General features: G+C 57.8%; 17 protein-coding genes and 1 tRNA gene. 8 read left to right on the forward strand and 10 right to left on the reverse strand.

Annotation, left to right across the window (positions count from 1 at the left end; genetic code table 11):
- Positions 1–561: 561 nt before the first annotated feature.
- From CFR80_RS13270 to CFR80_RS13300, 8 genes are all read right to left on the reverse strand, one after another.
- The gene (locus CFR80_RS13270; RefSeq protein WP_042658956.1) at positions 562–1,797 is read right to left on the reverse strand and encodes a glycosyltransferase family 4 protein; all 1,236 of its coding nucleotides are present in this window, start codon (positions 1,795–1,797) and stop codon (positions 562–564) included.
- Positions 1,798–1,866: 69 nt separating this feature from the next.
- Positions 1,867–2,850 carry a glycosyltransferase family 4 protein gene (locus tag CFR80_RS13275; RefSeq protein ID WP_258367806.1) on the reverse strand — a complete coding sequence of 328 codons (984 nt, stop codon included), beginning with the start codon at positions 2,848–2,850 and terminating at the stop codon, positions 1,867–1,869.
- Positions 2,851–3,120: 270 nt separating this feature from the next.
- Positions 3,121–4,419: a capsule biosynthesis protein gene (locus tag CFR80_RS13280; protein ID WP_110507519.1), complete on the reverse strand. Its 1,299-nt coding sequence runs from the start codon at positions 4,417–4,419 to the stop codon at positions 3,121–3,123.
- A 469-nt stretch (positions 4,420–4,888) separates the two neighbouring features.
- On the reverse strand, positions 4,889–5,536 hold the full coding sequence (locus CFR80_RS13285; RefSeq protein WP_010515579.1) for an ABC transporter ATP-binding protein: 648 nt from the start codon (positions 5,534–5,536) through the stop codon (positions 4,889–4,891).
- Positions 5,537–5,624: 88 nt separating this feature from the next.
- Positions 5,625–6,806, reverse strand: coding sequence for a capsule polysaccharide transporter (locus CFR80_RS13290; RefSeq protein ID WP_010515580.1), 1,182 nt, complete (start codon positions 6,804–6,806; stop codon positions 5,625–5,627).
- Positions 6,807–6,936: 130 nt separating this feature from the next.
- A complete protein-coding gene (locus tag CFR80_RS13295) occupies positions 6,937–8,076 on the reverse strand; it encodes a polysaccharide biosynthesis/export family protein (protein WP_181418228.1) in 1,140 nt (379 codons plus the stop codon).
- Positions 8,077–8,483: 407 nt separating this feature from the next.
- On the reverse strand, positions 8,484–8,738 hold the full coding sequence (locus CFR80_RS18945) for a hypothetical protein (RefSeq protein ID WP_146221653.1): 255 nt from the start codon (positions 8,736–8,738) through the stop codon (positions 8,484–8,486).
- Positions 8,711–8,785, reverse strand: a tRNA-Gly gene (locus tag CFR80_RS13300). Before CFR80_RS13300 ends, CFR80_RS18945 begins: the two co-directional genes overlap by 28 nt.
- A gap of 222 nt (positions 8,786–9,007) precedes the next feature.
- On the opposite strand from CFR80_RS13300, the gene CFR80_RS13305 reads away from it, so the two are divergent.
- From CFR80_RS13305 to CFR80_RS13315, 3 genes are read left to right on the forward strand one after another with little or no spacing between them, the layout of a single operon-like run.
- The gene (locus CFR80_RS13305) at positions 9,008–9,976 is read left to right on the forward strand and encodes a tetratricopeptide repeat protein (protein WP_010516371.1); all 969 of its coding nucleotides are present in this window, start codon (positions 9,008–9,010) and stop codon (positions 9,974–9,976) included.
- On the forward strand, positions 9,973–10,740 hold the full coding sequence (locus tag CFR80_RS13310; protein WP_010516369.1) for an LON peptidase substrate-binding domain-containing protein: 768 nt from the start codon (positions 9,973–9,975) through the stop codon (positions 10,738–10,740). Before CFR80_RS13305 ends, CFR80_RS13310 begins: the two co-directional genes overlap by 4 nt.
- A 44-nt stretch (positions 10,741–10,784) precedes the next feature.
- A complete protein-coding gene (locus CFR80_RS13315) occupies positions 10,785–10,979 on the forward strand; it encodes a Trm112 family protein (protein ID WP_010516368.1) in 195 nt (64 codons plus the stop codon).
- A 97-nt stretch (positions 10,980–11,076) separates the two neighbouring features.
- Here the strand turns inward: CFR80_RS13315 and panC are convergent, their stop codons facing one another.
- On the reverse strand, positions 11,077–11,931 hold the full coding sequence (gene panC, locus CFR80_RS13320) for a pantoate--beta-alanine ligase (RefSeq protein ID WP_010516367.1): 855 nt from the start codon (positions 11,929–11,931) through the stop codon (positions 11,077–11,079).
- Positions 11,932–12,117: 186 nt separating this feature from the next.
- Between panC and CFR80_RS19430 the strand changes: the two genes are divergently transcribed.
- The 5 genes from CFR80_RS19430 (at position 12,118) to CFR80_RS13345 (ending at position 17,074) form a co-directional block, all read left to right on the forward strand.
- The gene (locus CFR80_RS19430) at positions 12,118–12,267 is read left to right on the forward strand and encodes a hypothetical protein (RefSeq protein WP_167513882.1); all 150 of its coding nucleotides are present in this window, start codon (positions 12,118–12,120) and stop codon (positions 12,265–12,267) included.
- A gap of 87 nt (positions 12,268–12,354) precedes the next feature.
- On the forward strand, positions 12,355–13,752 hold the full coding sequence (cysG, locus tag CFR80_RS13330; protein WP_010516365.1) for a siroheme synthase CysG: 1,398 nt from the start codon (positions 12,355–12,357) through the stop codon (positions 13,750–13,752).
- Positions 13,753–13,853: 101 nt separating this feature from the next.
- Positions 13,854–15,917, forward strand: coding sequence for an FUSC family protein (locus CFR80_RS13335; RefSeq protein ID WP_010516364.1), 2,064 nt, complete (start codon positions 13,854–13,856; stop codon positions 15,915–15,917).
- A complete protein-coding gene (locus CFR80_RS13340) occupies positions 15,917–16,111 on the forward strand; it encodes a DUF1656 domain-containing protein (RefSeq protein WP_010508642.1) in 195 nt (64 codons plus the stop codon). The genes CFR80_RS13335 and CFR80_RS13340 overlap by 1 nt, the downstream gene beginning before the upstream one ends.
- Before the next feature lie 12 nt (positions 16,112–16,123).
- Positions 16,124–17,074 (forward strand): efflux RND transporter periplasmic adaptor subunit, encoded by a 951-nt coding sequence (locus CFR80_RS13345; RefSeq protein ID WP_010516363.1) that lies wholly within the window; start codon positions 16,124–16,126, stop codon positions 17,072–17,074.
- Between the two features lie 288 nt (positions 17,075–17,362).
- On the opposite strand, the gene CFR80_RS13350 is transcribed toward CFR80_RS13345, so the two are convergent.
- Complete coding sequence (locus tag CFR80_RS13350) at positions 17,363–17,545, reverse strand: hypothetical protein (protein WP_258367807.1); 183 nt, start codon at positions 17,543–17,545, stop codon at positions 17,363–17,365.
- Positions 17,546–17,669: the final 124 nt, after the last annotated feature.

The raw sequence follows: 17,669 nt of genomic DNA on the forward strand, positions 1-17,669 counted from the left end.
GGGCAATACCAGTCCATGCCACCATTCACTCCATCTCTTCGCAAAGACGGATGAATCACAACATGCTGGTATTGTTCAAAAACTTTCGGATCAGGCTCTTAAATGCGCATGAAAACGATCCCATGCCAAAGTAACAGTCCTCTTCCGAGGAAGTTGCATTCCATGAACGATCGACTGCGCCCTCCAGGAGGGCATAAATTATATATTATATATCAATTAGTTAACTTATGCTTCGATATCATCCTGCAACACTGCGGACACAGAAAGCAATCATATCCATAGCCCAGGTGCTGTGGACTCAATACATCTTATTAAAATATTATGAATTATATGAAAATATTCTTATTTAATATATATCATATCCTTCGAGAGATAGGTATGTGAAGAATATGTCTATTTTATAATCTCTTCTGCCAAATAATAGAAACTGACGCGGCAGGTGTGAACTGTCACTCACATATCACAATCAGCCCTGACGCCCGTTTTCCGGTATCACTTTTCTCCTGGAAAAAGCGATGATCCGCGCCCATCACATCATATTTCGAGATCTCATGGCGGCGGTTACAAACGGTTGGGAAAGAGTTCACGCAAATGCGTATGGAAGGCACGCAAACGCCCGATCTGCGCGGCTTCCGTAAAAACTTCCGCCCGCTTCATCCCGCCCTGCCGCAGGGCCTCCCATTGTGGCGTACCAGGCTGCATACGATCCAGACGACCGATGACATCGGCAATATCCTGTACGTCATAGGGATCTACCAGCAGCGCCGAACCACCTGCAATTTCCTCGGTCGCGCCCCCACGGGATGTCATGACGGGCACACCCAGGGCCATGGCCTCGACAATAGGCAGACCAAATCCTTCCGCCAGCGACGGAAAAACAAGGGCATGGGCATTCACCAGACTGCGCAGCAAGGATTCCCGACTGCACCACGGCACACGGATAACCTGCTGATGGGGCGCACGGGGACTGAGATCAGGCATATCATCGCCATCCGGTCCCAACAGCACAAGCGGCCGTTCCGTGCCGCTTCGTGCATGCGCCTCCACCAATCGTTCAATGTTCTTGCGCCTTTCCACCCGACCAACACAGATGAAACAGCCCGCAGGCGCCACAACCGGAGCAGTTGTCAATTGCCGACGTTCAGTGGCCGTGACCCCCGCAAGCTGATAAAGATTGACGACCCTGCTGGCAGAAATACCAAATATCTCAATGATCTGCTGCCTGACCGTTTCCGACACCGTCACCAAGATATCCGCCTGCGTAACCAGTTGGCTCAGCAGGCGCTGCAAACGCCGGGGGTTGATTCCCGTCAGATGCGGATGGGTTATGGGAATCAAATCATGAACCGTCACAATATTGATCGTATTTTTTACAAGAATCGGTAACGGATACGTCCAGAACATAATATCTGGCGGTTGCTGGCCATGTAACCACAACAGGCGCTTCCATATCTGGAAATGAATATGGGCGACGCGGTAAATATCTGAAATATACGGGTATGATCCGCCAGTGGTGTCCCCCTGCCGACGGCTGATCAACCGGGCGGGCAGACAGGCTTTCAAAAACCTGACAATCCGCTGCCAGCTGCTGTTGGGCTGCGTGCTGCCATTATCAGGATCATGATCCCAAAGATACTGGACATGAAACCCCATATGGGTCAGGCAGGTCTGCACTCCCTGTACATAGGTGGCCACTCCCGTTCCACCTGACCTGCCTATATTCCTGCTATCCAGCCATATCGTCAGGTCTGAAAGAGGCTGGCGGTCATCATTTTCAGCATGTGCACGTACTGTCATGAAGGATGTGGCTACCTATCGCAGGATAATGAAGGGTCCATGCCGCATATAGCTATGCAGCGCCACGGATCAGGACGCGCGAGGTCCGTTCGACCGGAAAAAGGCTGCTGTTTCATCAGCGACAGCGATACCTGCCGCAACCTGACGGGGCCAGTTGAACAGGTTCATACCCGCAGCTTCCACGGCTGTCCTGTCTTGCGGCATCTTCTCCAACAGGGCATCAATCACCCTGCGCCATGCAGGGCCGTCGGTCGGGTCAAGATATATCGCATACTCTCCCGCAACTTCATGAAATACCGGAATATCACTGCAGACCACGGGGGTTCCCAGCACCATGGCCTCAACAAGGGGAAGCCCGAACCCTTCGGAAAAGGAGGGAAATAACAGTCCCTGGGATCCCTGTAACAGGCTGACCACTTCAGGGTCCGACAGGTCATTATATTCCAGTACGTTTCCCTGCAGGGCCGGGCAGCGTTCCAGCATGTCGAGAATGTTTTCATTTTCCCAGCCACGCCTTCCAACCAGAATCAGGCGAGGTGCCGCCCCGCCCTTTTCTTCCACCATGGCACGCCACAAATTCAGTAATAACAGATGGTTCTTCCGTGGCTCAATGGTTCCCAGATACACAAAATAGGGCCTGCCATCATCCGGCAGGCGCGATACAGGTGCATCGGACAGGCTGGAAAGCTGCAGATGCAGTCCATGGGGCACGACATGCACATGATTTTCGGCCGGGCGGTTCTTCATATAGGGCGCCAGAGAATGCGCGACCGCCCTGGCCGGCACGATCACGCTGGCAGCCAGACGGGCAACCGTCGCCATGCGCCGTGCATGACGCTGCGGTTCACCCGGCCGGGCATATTCGGGAAATTCCAGCGGAATGAGGTCATGCACCATCGGTACGAACAGGCTGCCATGATGGGACAGGAATTTCTCGATCGGTCCGGGGCGCGTCAGATGATGATGAGACACAAGAAGATAGATGCTGTCACCCTGATGCCGGGACATCGTCCAGCATGACAGGAGTACGGACTGAGTCAGGCGCTGCGCCATACGGGGTAGACGATCCCGCAATGGCCTGTCACCATCCCATACTTGGCCCATCGCATCCACGAAGTGACATACGGCCCGGGTTGACAACGTTCCTATGCAACCAACTGGATGGAACGCGACAAATGTCGGGCGATGCGCCTCATTCTTCAGCAGGTAAGAAACATATTCATATTCGACACGGTCGATGCCGGTCGGGATCGGATTTCGCGCCCGGGAAAGCAACCGGGATATATCCATAAAAATATGTGGCGCGTCCGTTATCATCATCAGTTACTGCCGGGAAGAAGAACTTGTCTGGAGGTGCGATATGGTAAACACCTTACCGTCCTCGGAAGGCGTCGTACGATTGATCCGTCTGAGCGTACCCTGCACCAGCAGCTTCAGCCCTTCAGGGGAAAAGAAGCCCCCTTCAATCAGACAGCGGTCGATCAGAACACGTCGGAAATCCTCGAATGTCACGGGATCCGGCGGCGTGGGCGCGCCCCAGAAATGATCAAGCGTTCCCTGATCCGTAATATCCGGCAGATCGTAAATCGCCTGTCCCAGCGTAATGACAGGGACATTGCAGATCAGGGCAAGCGTACCTGTGGTACTGTTGATGGTCACCACGCCCTTCGCCGCACGGACCATCTGGGCGATATCGCCACTTTCCAGATAACGGACACGATCGGCAACGCCCAGCTTGCGCGCAATCTTCCGCGTCAGGGCGCTCCAGTCCTTAACTCCGTTATCAAGGGGATGTTCCTTGACCAGCAGGTAGAGATCCTTGGGAGCATGTTTTGCAAAAGATTCCAGCACGAACCGGATCGCTCCGGCTATGCCATCAAAATCGGAATGCAGCCGGATCTGCGCATCTGCATCAAGCTGCAGCGGGAACAGCATATAAGGCAGGTTGTGGTCAGCCACTTCCGCCATGATTTTTTCCGTACGCTCGCGCGCTGCATCACGGCGCCACAGGCGCTTGAGCCAGCCAACCCCTTCCGTCCATGGATGCCATGGACGGTAGTCATGCCAGTTCTTGAAATACCAGCGCGTCAGCAGATCAGCCGCATTATAGGCCACAGCTTCCAGCGCCCGCCGACGGAAGGAGGATGGAACCTGGACATGTGGCGGCAGGGGCGGAAGATGGGCGGCCTGTTCACGATACCACGCCGGATCCCGCGGCAGGGATGAATGGCCATTCACCCCATCAAGTTCCAGCGTAACCCAGTCCGGACGAATGTAGCCTTCTTCAAACACATAGACACGCAGGCCACGTTCGATGCACACGGACGCAGCCTTGCGGTGCAGGGGGCGGCAGTCCCCAAACAGCATGACATCGGTAATGCCATGCTTCGTAATGACATCGGTCAGGAAACCGGGCCATTCATCCATACTGCCCGTGAAATTGATTCCATGCGGCAGGCGCCAGAACAATTGATCTCCGCCATTGAAATTTATCTTGTAAACTTCGTATCCTGCCTTGCGGAACGCTTTCCCGATCTCATGGAAAAAAGGTCCCATCAACCCCTGAAGCAGCAGGAAGCGGCGGGAAGATGACACAGCGTTGTTCTGTAAGATATTCAGCATTACATATCAGTCTGTTCGAGCTTGACATGCATACCAATTCCTTGGGAAGCAGCCGAAAGCACCGGTGTAGATCGCCTATCTTCATGTGAGCGTACAAGAGGGTAGATATATACGGGAACATAGGGGCAAGCATATGGCAATGATATGCTTTATGAACAAATCAGGGCTTCATTCTGCCGTGACGTGATCTTCCTCGTTGTTTTTCAATGCCCTGAGCGGACTGCACCCCAGCCAATGGCAGTTATGCCCGAACATATATATACGTGGAATACCGGTTTTCCATTCTACCGACCTGCCTGGCTGCTTTTTCCATCATTCCGCGTCATTTTAAAATATCAGGGATAAGAAAACAAACCCGTTCGTCCCTATGAAATCTCCCACCATTCCGATGCGTCGTCTTGCTGACACAAGACAAAAATCCGTATTCATCAAATATTCCACACAGGCGCCGTAATGATCATTCATATCCCTACAATGAATGATAGAGATCGATTCCCTCCTGCACGGATGAACATTCAACCATTTTCCGATCATGTATAACGACGCTTCTGTCGCATATTTCTTTTACGAAATGCATATCATGGGAAACAATTATCAGTGCGCGGTCGGCACGCTTTACAAACAGTTCTTCCCGGCAACGTTCATAAAAACGGGCATCGCCCACCATGATCACTTCATCGATCAGGTAACAGTCAAATTCGATAACCACAGACAGGGCAAAGGCAAGACGCGCACGCATACCAGATGAATATGTTTTCACCGGATCCATAAGCTGCTTGCCCAGTTCAGCAAAATCGTCAACATATTTACGCGTTCTGGTGTAATCGAGATTATAGATCCTGCAGATAAACCTCAGATTATCCAGCCCGCTCAGACTTCCCTGGAAGGCGCCACCAAAGGCAAGCGGCCATGAAATCGACATCGTATGCTCTATACGACCAGACGTTGGCAGTTCAACACCACCAATAATCTTGATAAGTGTCGATTTGCCAGCGCCATTACGCCCCAGGATGCCAAGCTTTTCGCCCTTTTCAACCTGAAGGTTAATACCGTCAAGGATACGACGATGCCCGTTATCAACATGATAATCTTTAACAATATCAATGCAGCGTAACATTATGGACTCTTTGTTCTGTCGTACATGGCAACCCCCAGATTACTCAGGACCATATGATCCGTGACATCCTTCGGAAACACACCTTCAATTATCGGATATTACGTTCCTGCGCCCCCGCAACCAGCAGCCTGCCCATTATGTACAGACCCAATGTGGAGAAGAATGTAATAATAAGAACCAGAATGTTACGTGGATATTCCGGCCAGTCCGCCGCGTTGGGCTGCGCAACTTCATCAACATAGACCATCTGCTGGTTGGCCTGCTGCTTGGCTGCTTCCAAGGACGTCACGTTGCTGACCAGTATCCGCTGCTGGATCTCACGCTGCACCATAAGATCCTCGTACCCGGTAATCTTCGGGACAAGGGAATCATTGGATCCGGTAATCTCTCCACCGGACTTTTTAATCTGTTCGGTCAGGATATCCGCCTGACGCTGATACGCCGCGATCAGCGGGCTATTCGGGGCCGATTTCCGTAACTGGCCCAACTGCATGTTGGTAGTCGTCAGCATATTCTGCAGTGTGGTCACAAAGCTGATCATCGGCACGGACTGCCTCATCGGATCAATCAGGGCGATCACATTCCGGTATTCAGCCAGCTTCTGGTTAATGTCCCGCAGTTTGGCTTCAGAAGCCTGAACTTCCAGCAAGGTCGCGTGAATCAGGTTATCCCTCTGCCTGCGGTTGATATCATTGACCAGGTTTTCACCGGCATCCAGCAGAGCACGGGCAATTTTCTGAGAATCGTCAGCCCTGAAAGTACGGACCGTCAGGATGGAAATATTCGTTTCCGAATCCTGTTCTACCAGCACATGTCTTTTATAATATTTGTAAAAATGCTCAAAATCCTGCGGAAGCCCGAACATCGGATAACGCGCGACAAAATCCGCTTCCGGCCGCCGATAGACGTCAAGCAGGCTGTTCTGCTTGACCAGCAGTTCAGCCGCATCACGTGACTGCATGTAATCCTGCACCACGTATGTATTTTCGGAAGTTGCGCCACTCCCCCCGCTTGACTGCAGGATGTTACTCAGCGAAATGCCAGACTGACCGGACCGCCCGCGCACGACAAAATGCGCTTCTGATATATATTGGGGCGTTGCGATCAGGGTCAGGTAAAGAAACACCAGACCGGTCGGCAGTACAACAAAGATCATGAAGGGCAGATGGTTCTGTATTAGATTACGGAACCAGTTCCCCACCCGCGTCAGGAAAGAGGGATCGTTTCCCTGATACTGATTTCTGTCTTCCTGGTACACATCAACATTCATGATATGCAATTCCGTCCTGGAGTACCAACCGTGACATGCACCGAACCATATTCACCAATGAAACCCACAACAGACCCGAAAGCCGGCCCGGACACGCATCCGCAGCATTTCTGTCGCATAAATTCTTTCATTATTTTGCCATCCATGCCGCAGTGATCCCCGGTGCGATAAGTGTACTGATCAGCCCGAAGAACTTATAGAACTTGTTGCTGGTGGCATTCGCGACATAAATAATATCCTGATCGCGCATCATAAAACGCTCCGCCAGAAAGTAATTGCTCGGGTTCATCATATCCAACTGATAAATTACAGGTCCGGTTGTCGCCCCATTATCAACCGACAGGCCCAGGCGTTTCAGGACATCAGCATTCTCGAAGCGGAACAGGTAGACAGCATTCGGATCGGCACGGGAATCAAGCGGACCACCACTGCGCGAAATGGCCTCGGCCAGGGTCAGCGTCGGGGTCGTGAACTGCGTCTGGGTGACTCGTTCGGTTGCCCCGAATACGGAGAAGGTACGCGGTTCATACACGACCTGTACCCGGTCGCCGGGCTGCATCACGATATTCTGCGCCGGATCATTTTCTATGGTCTTGAGCGGCAGTTCCGCAATCTTGTCCTTACGGGTCAGGCGAACGATATAATCCTCATCCGACTGGACCGTCCGGTCTTCCCCCCCCGCCAGCGCAATGACATCCAGGATGTGCTCACGGTTTGGTGTCAGAGGAATACGACTGGGCCGCCGCACCCCACCATATACAATGACAGAATTGGTAATATCGGACAGGATACGCACCAGAACCTGCGGTGACTGCGATTTCTGCTTCAATCGCGCCGTAATGGCATCCGCCAACTGGTTGGTGGTCATGCCGGTCACATGCATCTGACCACCAAAAGGAATTTCAACATTCCCGCTTCCATCCACACTCAGTGGCGGCAGGTTGGATGCCATGGACATGTTGCCCCCTGCGGACATACCCCCGTTATTGGGGCTGAATAGGGCGCTACCCACTTCGTATATCGAAACCTGCAGGACATCGCCTGGCCCGATCGTATCATTCCTGGGCACGCTCGTCGGGGCATTATCCGCATCAAGGCTGCTGAACAGAGGCGGTTCCTGACTTTCCAGCAGGCCGATCAGTTCCGGGCTGACCTTCACAATGTTGTAGCCTACGCTGTTCCTCTTGGGATCACTCTGGGCGTGGTTGATCTTGTATTCCGTAGGACCACTATCGGGAAGGGTGTTGCACCCGGCAAGCAACAGAACCATTCCACCAGCCACAGCAACATGCCGACCCTTCCGAATATGCCGTAGGACTGAACCCAAATTTTTCGGGAGACAGGAAATGGTCAATGTGGCACCGCAGCTAAAAGTGATGATCGAGAATATAATTCAGGCCAGACAGACGCGCCTACATACATTCATTCGGCAGGAAAGATGAAGAGCAACGTAGGGGCCTTTTATCAGATCACACTTTGACTGACCATACAGTAAGAACCTGATTGTCCCACAAAGCTGGAAGCCCCGGAAAAGCACGCATTAAACGCCTGTTTTCTGCCTGCCTACATACCCTGTCAGCCATCAATACATAGCCCCGGCAACCCGCATGCAAAAGACAGGAAACCGTTTCGATACGATCACGCCTGCCACCCTCTCCATGGGCGCACCAGCACCCGCTATCTGGCCGTCATATTCACATGGAAAAACGGCATGAATATGTAATGCGGGATCAAAGCGCACCAGCGCAGGAAACGTTCCACATGAACCGGACCGGCAGGCTGAAATCCTGCAATGATTCCTGATTTTCTGATTTCGGCAACCCAGACCGGGAACAGTTTCCTGACAATCTGCCAGAAAACAAAAACGACCCCGAAGGGTCGTTTGCAAACCGACTGCTTTAATCTGGAGCGGGCGATGGGATTCGAACCCACGACCCCAACCTTGGCAAGGTTGTGCTCTACCCCTGAGCTACGCCCGCGCTCCGTGTCGGTGAAGCGGTGTTTACGGCAAACCCGGTGGGCGTGCAAGGGGTTAAAATGCTTTTGTCGAAGTTTTTTTTCATCACCGAAGAATGCGGTTGCGGGGATGGCCGGGAATGCCAATCTATCACCATAACATGTGAACCGATCGGCATGGGCATAGGGGCACGCACTGTCCCCGTCCCCATGCTGGCCGCCAGACCAACAGGAACACGACCATCATGGACTACATTATCGGCCAGACACCCCGCCCTGCCGGTTCCGCCCCGGCGGGTAGCCCGCCAATTGCGGGCGGCAGGCCCGACCCTGTGATGGAGGGCACGCAGAACACCTTCATGCACGATGTGGTGGATGCCAGTCGCGACATGCCGGTCCTGGTCGATTTCTGGGCGACATGGTGCAAGCCGTGCATGCAGCTGACCCCGGTTCTGGAAAAGGTGGTCCGCGCCGCAGGCGGCCGGGTCCGGCTGGTCAAGGTGGATGTCGACGCCAACCGCGCGCTGGCGCAGCAGTTGACCCAGGTCGGCCTGCCGCTGCAATCCATCCCGCTGGTCGCTGCCTTCTGGCAGGGGCAGATCCTCGACCTGTTCCAGGGTGCCAAGTCTGAAAGCGAAGTCCGCCGGTTCGTGGAAAACGTGCTGAAGTCAGCTGGGGGCGCCCTGCCCGCCGCCGACCTGGTGGACGCCGCCCGCAAGGAAATGGAGGAAGGCCGCGCCGAAGCGGCAGCGAGCCTGTTTTCGCAGGTGCTGGAAATCGAACCCGAAAACCCCGCCGCATGGGGCGGGCTTGCCCGCGCCCTGATTGAAATGGGGGATGAGGAAGGTGCCGAAACCGCCCTGAACGACGCACCTGAATCCATTGCCAACCATGCCGAGATCACGGGGGCGAAGGCGGCGCTGGAACTCAAGCGCGAAGGCCGGAAGGCTGCTGAGGAAGCCGAGGAAATCCGCGCCCGCATCACCGCCAACCCGAAAGACTACGCCGCCCGCTTCGAACTGGCTGCAGCCCTGAATGCCGCAGGCAGGCGCGCGGAAGCCGCCGACGAACTGCTAACCATCATGAAGGAAGACCGTCAATGGAATGACGACGGCGCGCGCAAGCAGCTGATCCGCCTGTTCGAAGCCTGGGGCCAGACCGATCCCGACACGGTCGCCGCCCGGCGGCGCATGTCGTCGCTGCTGTTTTCGTGACGCGGCATGACCCACGGGGGACCATCATCATCCATGATGACATCCCCCGCCGCATCCCGCAGATCGGGGAAATGACGCTGGCGGACTTCCCGGCGGAACTGGGGCTGTTCCCGCTTGACGAAGCCCTGCTGCTGCCACAGGGGCGGCTGCCGCTCAATGTGTTCGAACCACGCTATATCGCACTGGTGGAGGATGCGCTGGCCGGCAACCGCCTGATCGGCATGATCCAGCCCCGCCCGCTGGACGGCATGGACGGCAGCCCGCTGGATGATGCGGCCGATGCCGACATGGATGACGGCTACAGCACCACCCCACCCCTCTATAATATAGGATGCATCGGTCGCATCACCGCCATGACCGAACGCACGGACGGCACCTATGCCATCACGCTGACGGGCATTGCCCGCTTCCGCCTGCTGCGTGAGACGGAAATGCGCCGTGGCTACCGCGTTGCACGGATCGACGCATCATCCTTCGTTTCCGACCTGACGGATGGCGGGGATGACATTCCCTTCGACCGTGAAGGCCTGCTCAACGCCCTGCATGATTTCTGCGAGGCCCAGGGCGTCAGCACGCAATGGGACGCGCTGCGCCAGATGGATGACGCCGCCCTGCTGGTCACGCTGCCCATGATCTGCCCGTTTGGCACGGCGCCGCGCCAGATGATGCTGGAAGCGCCCACGCCCGCCGCCCGCGCCCAGATCCTGCGCAATCTGCTGGACGGGGCTGGACATGAACCCGATGAGGGTGCATCCCCATCCTGACCAATGTCGCCTGAATAACTGCAACCTGCATGGGATCTGCCGCCATGACCGAAAAGCCGCCTGCCCCACCGCTGGACCCCCGGCTGCTGTCCATCCTTGTCTGCCCGGTGACCAAGGGGCCGCTGGTCTATGACCGTGAGGCCGGTGAACTGATCAGCAAGCGCGCGGGGCTGGCTTTCCCGGTGCGTGACGGCATTCCCATCATGCTGCCCGACGAAGCGCGCAAGCTGGATGCCTGAAGATAGCCTGGAAAATAAAAGTTTCTGGGTGCCGCCCTTTTTCAAAAAGGCGGCGTTCTTCGAAGCTTTTTGAAAAAATCTTCACCAAAAACTTCTTTTATTCCGGCAATGGCACGGCCATCCCGTCAATCAGCCGCACATCACCCAGCCATGCCGCCGCCAGCAGCCGGGCAGGCATACCGTCGGTCAGGACGGCCAGCGGCTGCAGGTCCAGTTCCGACCGCAATTCCACATATTCCACCGGATCGAAACCCACATCCGCCAGTTGTCGGACCGCCCGCGCCAATGCAGCCGGAACATCCGCACCCACCGCAATATCGGCAGCACAGGCCTGCAGGATACGTGGCAGGGCAACGGCAATCTCCCGCTGAGAAGGCGTAAGACGCCGGTTGCGCGATGACAGGGCCAGACCGTCCGCTTCCCGCCGCGTCGGGCAGGCGATGATCTCAACCGGCAGGTCAAGGTCGGTCACCATGCGGCGGACCACCTGCACCTGCTGGAAATCCTTCTCGCCGAAAAAGGCGCAGTCCGCCAGTGTCTGCAACAGCAGCTTGCACACCACCGTCGCCACGCCATCGAAATGGCCCGGGCGGGTGCCACCGCACAGCCCTTCCGATACGCCGGATACGCTGATGCGGGTGGCGAAACCGGGCGGGTACATCTGCGACACGGTGGGGGCATACAGCATGTCCACACCTGCATCCGCCAGCAGGCGCGCATCATCATCCAGCGTGCGGGGATAGGTCGCCAGATCATCGGCATTGTCAAACTGGATCGGGTTGACAAACACCGTCGTAATCACCCGGTCCGCCCGTGCCCGCGCGGCATGGACCAGCGACAGGTGCCCGTCATGCAGTGCCCCCATGGTCGGCACCACGCCAACACGCGCGCCAGCCTGCTTCCACTGCCTGACACGTGCGCGCAATCCGGCTACGGTGCTGATCGTTTCCATCCTGTCTCCCCCTACCTCCCTGTCTGTATCCGGCATGATACCAGCGGCCGGTTTCGGGCAGAGTGCATATCATCATTTCCATGACATGCGCGATGGGGCGTGAGGGCACGCGCCAATTCATATATGGTCGTGGTGAAGGCATGGCTTTTCTGCTATGTCGGCCATTGCGTCGTGCAGGAGGTTTTTTTGGCCCGTTTTCTTCCCGTTCTTGGTATCTGTGCCATCGTGCTGTCACTGGCCGCATGCGCCACCAACACGCCGGGATCGGTCAAGGACCGTTCGACATGGACACGCTGGGGTTATGCCGAAGGGGTGAAAAACGTCACTTCCCACTGACGCCACCACCCCACCGCCAGACGCGTTTCCGTCCAGACCTGCCCTTCCCCAGCCACAGGATGCCGGCATGACCGGCTGTTTGACTGCATGACCCATATTTCCGAACCCGCATGGTTTCCCATTGCACTGCGGCTGGACGATGTCCGGGTACTGGTGATTGGCGGCGGCATGATCGCGGCCAACAAGGTCCGCCTGCTGCTGGCCCACCGCGCGAAGGTCGAGGTCATTGCCGCCCGCCTTGATCCGGAAATGCAGCGATGGGAGGAAGACGGCACGATCATCCACGTGGCCAGCAAGGCTGATACCGCCACCCTGCGCGCCGCCATGCCCGGCTGCCGCCTGGTCTATGCCGCGACCGACGATCGTACGGTCAACCGTGCAGTCGCGGCCCTGGCACAGGAAATGAACATTCCCGTCTGCGCCGTCGATGATCCGCAGCCGTCCACCTTCATCACCCCGGCCCAGATCCATCGCGGACTGGTGCGCATCGCCATCTCCACCGGGGGGGCTGCCCCCGTCCTGGCGCGCCGCCTGCGCGAACAGGTGGAAAGCACCATACCTGATGGCACGGGGGAGCTTGCCGTTTTCATGCAGCAGCAGCGCGAGCATGTGGGGGCGGCCTGTCCCGACATATCGCGACGCAGGCAGGTATGGGAAACCTTCCTTGACGGGGCTGGTGCGCAGGCGGCCCGGTGGGGCGAAAACGAACGTGCGCGCGCCATACTGGACGACATCATTGCCTCCACCAGCACACGGGGCGAAGTATGGCTGGTCGGCGCGGGACCGGGTGACCCGGACCTGCTGACACTGCGTGCGCTGCACCTCATGCAGAATGCCGACTGTGTGCTGTATGACCAGTTGCTGTCCCCTGCCCTGCTGGACCGGGTGCGGCGCGATGCGGAACTGGTATTCGTGGGCAAGCGCCGCAACAAACACACCATGCCGCAGGAAGACATAAACGCCGAACTGGTCCGCCGCGCACAGGCGGGACAGCGCGTGCTGCGGCTGAAGGGGGGCGACCCGTTCGTGTTCGGGCGCGGGGGCGAGGAAATCGAAGCCCTGCTGGACTCCGCCATTCCATTTCAGGTCGTCCCAGGCATCACGGCGGCCAATGGCTGCGCTGCCTATGCCGGCATACCCCTGACCCACCGTGACTGCGCACAGGCCTGCATGTTCGTGACCGGCCATGCCCGCGCGGATGGCACGCTGCACCTGCCATGGGACAGCATGGCGCGACCGGGACAGACGGTGGTGATCTATATGGGGGTATCCGCCCTGCCCGCCCTGTGCACGCAGCTTATGGACCACGGCCTCCCCGCTGACTGGCCTGCCGCCATTGTCGAACGCGGCACGCGCGCGGACCAGCGCGTGCTGACCGGCACGCTGGGCGGACTTGCGCACCAGGCAGCAGAGGCCGGCGTGGGCAGCCCCGCGCTGATTATTGTGGGCGAAGTGGTCCGGCACCGGGTGATATCCCCTGCGTGAATATCAGCCATGCACCTTGTGCCTGTACATCCTTTGTTATGAATTCCCGGCTATTTCCATTGTATCAAGCGCCATGAGGCCACTGAACGGTCAGGGAGGCCATGCCAGACCTACAGGCAACAGGTGCGCGGCGTATTCACGGCATCATTCGCATTTTCCAGCCCTGGACTGACCGACTGCCTGCGGGCTGGGTGGGGTTCAGCCTGCGTACATGGTGTTCGCTGGTACTCGGCCTGACCACGGCGTTCTGGCTGCAACTGGACAATCCCCTGCTGGTGGGTGTGACGGTCATGATCCTGGCGCAGCCCCTGCGCGGGCAGGCGCTGTCCAAGGCATTTTACCGGTTGCTGGGCACCATGGTGGGCATGGGCGTGTCCATTGTGCTGGTGGCAATATGGAACCAGCAGCGTGGTCCCTTTCTGGGGGGTGTGGCACTCTGGCTTGCGGCCTGTGCCTTCGTGGGGTCGCTGGAACGCGATTTCCGGTCCTATGCCGCCCTGCTGTCGGGCTATACGGTCGCCCTTGTGGCCGTAAACTGCATTGATACGCCACAGAACGTCTTCAACATCGCGGTGTCCCGCGCTTCGGCCATCACGCTCGGGGTCTTTGCCGTGGCGGTGATCAATATCCTGTCCGGCTCGCCCGAGGCATGGCGGGGGCTGGCCAATGGGCTGAAACAGCTGATCCGTCCGCTTAGCGAAACCGCGCGTGCTGCCCTGCAGCACATGTACGACCGTGGCGCACAGACTGACATCCGGCTGGGCGCGCGCATACTGGCACTGACCACGCCACTCTCCTATGCCCGCACGGAACTGGAACGGGGCGGTGCACGCGCCAACGGGGCGCGTCTGGCCATGGTGTCCATGCTGACCATTCTGGACTGCGCGCGCGGACTGGGCCGCCATACCGGTCATGGCAATATCGACCCGGCAGTAGAAGAATCCATTGCCCGCGTCGCACGACAGACCGACCTGCGCACCGATCAGGCCGGTTTCACCACGCATATACTGGATACCGTGCGCGCGACCCTGCCCGACCATGTGCCCAATGCAGACGAAGCCTTCGCCATTGAACGCGCCGCCCGCATGCTGACCGCGCGCACCCGCATGCATGCCGGGCAGGAAGTACTGACCGAAGGCACCGGCAGCGCCATCCACAGCAGGACGGTCAATATCGCGGTCCAGCCCAATTATCCGCTGGCCCTGATCGGGGCGCTGCGGGTTCTGGTCGGTTTTTCGTTCGCGGCCGGGGTCTGCGTGGTTACCGGCCTGCCGGGCGCGACCGTCGCACTGGCCCAGACCGCCCTGACCCTGACCCTGGCTGCGACCAATGTGGATACGGCGCGTTTTGGCATGGGGGCGATCATCGGCCTGCCATGCAGCGTGCTGGCGGCGGCCCTGCTGAACTTCTTCGTGCTGCTGCATGGGGCGGACATGCCCTTTCTGGCGCTGACGCTGCTGCCGCAGACATTCCTGGCCTGCCTTCTGCTTATGCGCCCGTCAACGGCGGCCATCGGGTTCAATTACGGCGTATTCTTCTTCGCCATACTGGGTCTGGACAATCACCAGAGCTACAACCCCACGGAATTCCTCAACCGCAACATCTTCTACCTGCTGGCGGCCCTGCTGGCGTTCATTATTCTTGTGCTGCTGTTTCCGCCATCACCGCGGCGGCAGCGGTTCTGGATGGCATCCACCGTCGTCCGCGCGCTGGAACGCCAGATGACCGGCCATGGCGAAGCCGATGGCCCGACCCGCCTGACGCGCACCTATGACCGGCTGGCCCAGATGCAGTTCTGGACCGACCGCCTGCCCGGCAATTCCAGCAGCGCACGACAGATGGAAAGTTTCATGACCTTTGCCGAACTGGATGGTGCGCTGGCGCGGGCACGAACCTATGCCAGGCAGGCACAGGCGATTGCCCTGCTGCGTCCCGCAGCCGAACTGGCGCAACGCGAACTGTCGCTCCACGCGCCGTGGGACGTGGAACAGCGCATGCGCGACGCCATCGCAGCGATCCCCGCCCCGCAGGCACAGCTGCCACCCCAGGCGCAGGCCGCGGCCGTCAACCTGCTGGCCGGACTGAACGCCGTCCTGCGGGCGTGGCAGGCGGCAGCGCCCCGGTTGCGGCATTACGGCATCATCAAAATGGAAAAGGCTGGCTGATGCGGCAGGTTGTCGATCTGGAAGGCGTGCTGATCTCGGCCTTTGTCATGAACCTCGGGCTGGCGCTGTGCACGCTGCTGGTGCTGCGCATCGTGCTGTCATGGTTCAATCTGTGGCGGTTTGTCTGGAACCCGCCGCTGGCGCAGTTCGGCCTGCTGATCTGCCTTGTTGGCCTGTATACCCTGATCCTGTGAAAGAATCCTGACGTGTTCGCATATGCAAACCGCCTTGTGCGTGTGGCCATTACCGCTGTCATCCTGCTGGTCGCGGCCATCGTGGCCATCGTGCTGTGGGATTACTACACGGCCTCCCCCTGGACACGGAACGGCCAGGTCCGTGCGCAGGTTGCCAATATCGCACCGCGCATTTCCGGCCAGATCAATGAAGTACGCGTGCATGACAACCAGTTCGTGCACAAGGGCGACGTGCTGTATGTCATCGACCCGTTCGATTTCCGGGTGAAGCTGGATATTGCCGATGCCGCCGTCAATGAACGCCGCGCGGATCTGGAGTTCAAGACATCGCAGTACGAACGCCGCCAGAAGATTTCGGGCGTTGCCGTATCGGGTGAGGAAAAGCAGCAGTTCGAGGCCGTGGCCCAGCAGGCCGAAGCCCAGTACGCAGCCGCCCTTGCAGACCTGAAACAGGCGCGAATCAACCTGGAACGCACCGAAGTCCGCAGTTCGATCAACGGATACGTCACGAACCTGACCATGCGCGCGGGCGATTACGCCAATGCGGGACAGGTAAACATCCAGATCATCGATGCGGATTCCTACTGGGTGGACGGGTATTTCGAGGAAACGAAAATCCATTCCATCAAGGTGGGCGAGCCGGTGCGGCTGGACCTTATGGGCTTTCATGAACCCCTGTTCGGCCATGTGGAAAGCATCACGCGCGGTATCGCCAGCAACAATGCCGCGACATCCATACAGGGCCTGCCTGCGGTGGACCCGGTCTATACATGGGTCCGGCTGGCGCAGCGCATTCCGGTGCGCGTAAAAATCGACAACATTCCACCCGACCTTGTACTGGCCGCGGGCATGACGGCAACCGTGACCGTGGTATCGGAAGCCGGCAACCGCCGCCATATGTCGGTGCGTGATGCATTGCGGCATGTCGGCGATGACATGCAGCACCTTGCCGGACATCGTTAAAAGACTGTTCAAGAAGAATAAAAGTTTTTTGGGTGTCGCCTTTTTTCAAGAAGGCGGCATTCCCTGAAGCTGTTTGCAAAAAGCTTTACCAAAAACGTCTTTCTGCTCCCACCCTTACCTTATCCACAGATTCAGGGGACGAATATCCGGGCAACCCTGTGGATAGAACCGTTGGGAACCGGGGATAAGGTGGGCGTTTTCCACGACTCGTTAAGAGTCGTATGAATTTTTTCTGATATGTCACCCTGTCCGCCTGCCCGCGCGGTCATGGCAGGCGTCGCACTGCCCTCAGGCGCGTGGCGGCGGGGAATAGGGATCAGCCTTGCCCATATCGGGACCAGGCGCCGGACCCATGCGGTGGGCACGGTACAACAGACCATGCCCCAGCTTTTCAATCAGGATACCACGACGCTGCAGGCGGTCATGGCTGATGGCATATCCGATTTCGCGCACGATCTGACCCCAGACCACCTGTACCCAGCCACGCAGGGCAAGCGTAAGCTCCCGGCGACTGACGCCTTGCTGAATACTTCTGGTCTTGTTCAGCTATGAAGCATGAGCGATTTAAGAGATAGGGACGCGGTACTACCTGCGA

Source organism: Komagataeibacter oboediens (assembly GCF_003207815.1).
GTDB classification, from domain to species: Bacteria; Pseudomonadota; Alphaproteobacteria; order Acetobacterales; family Acetobacteraceae; genus Komagataeibacter; species Komagataeibacter oboediens.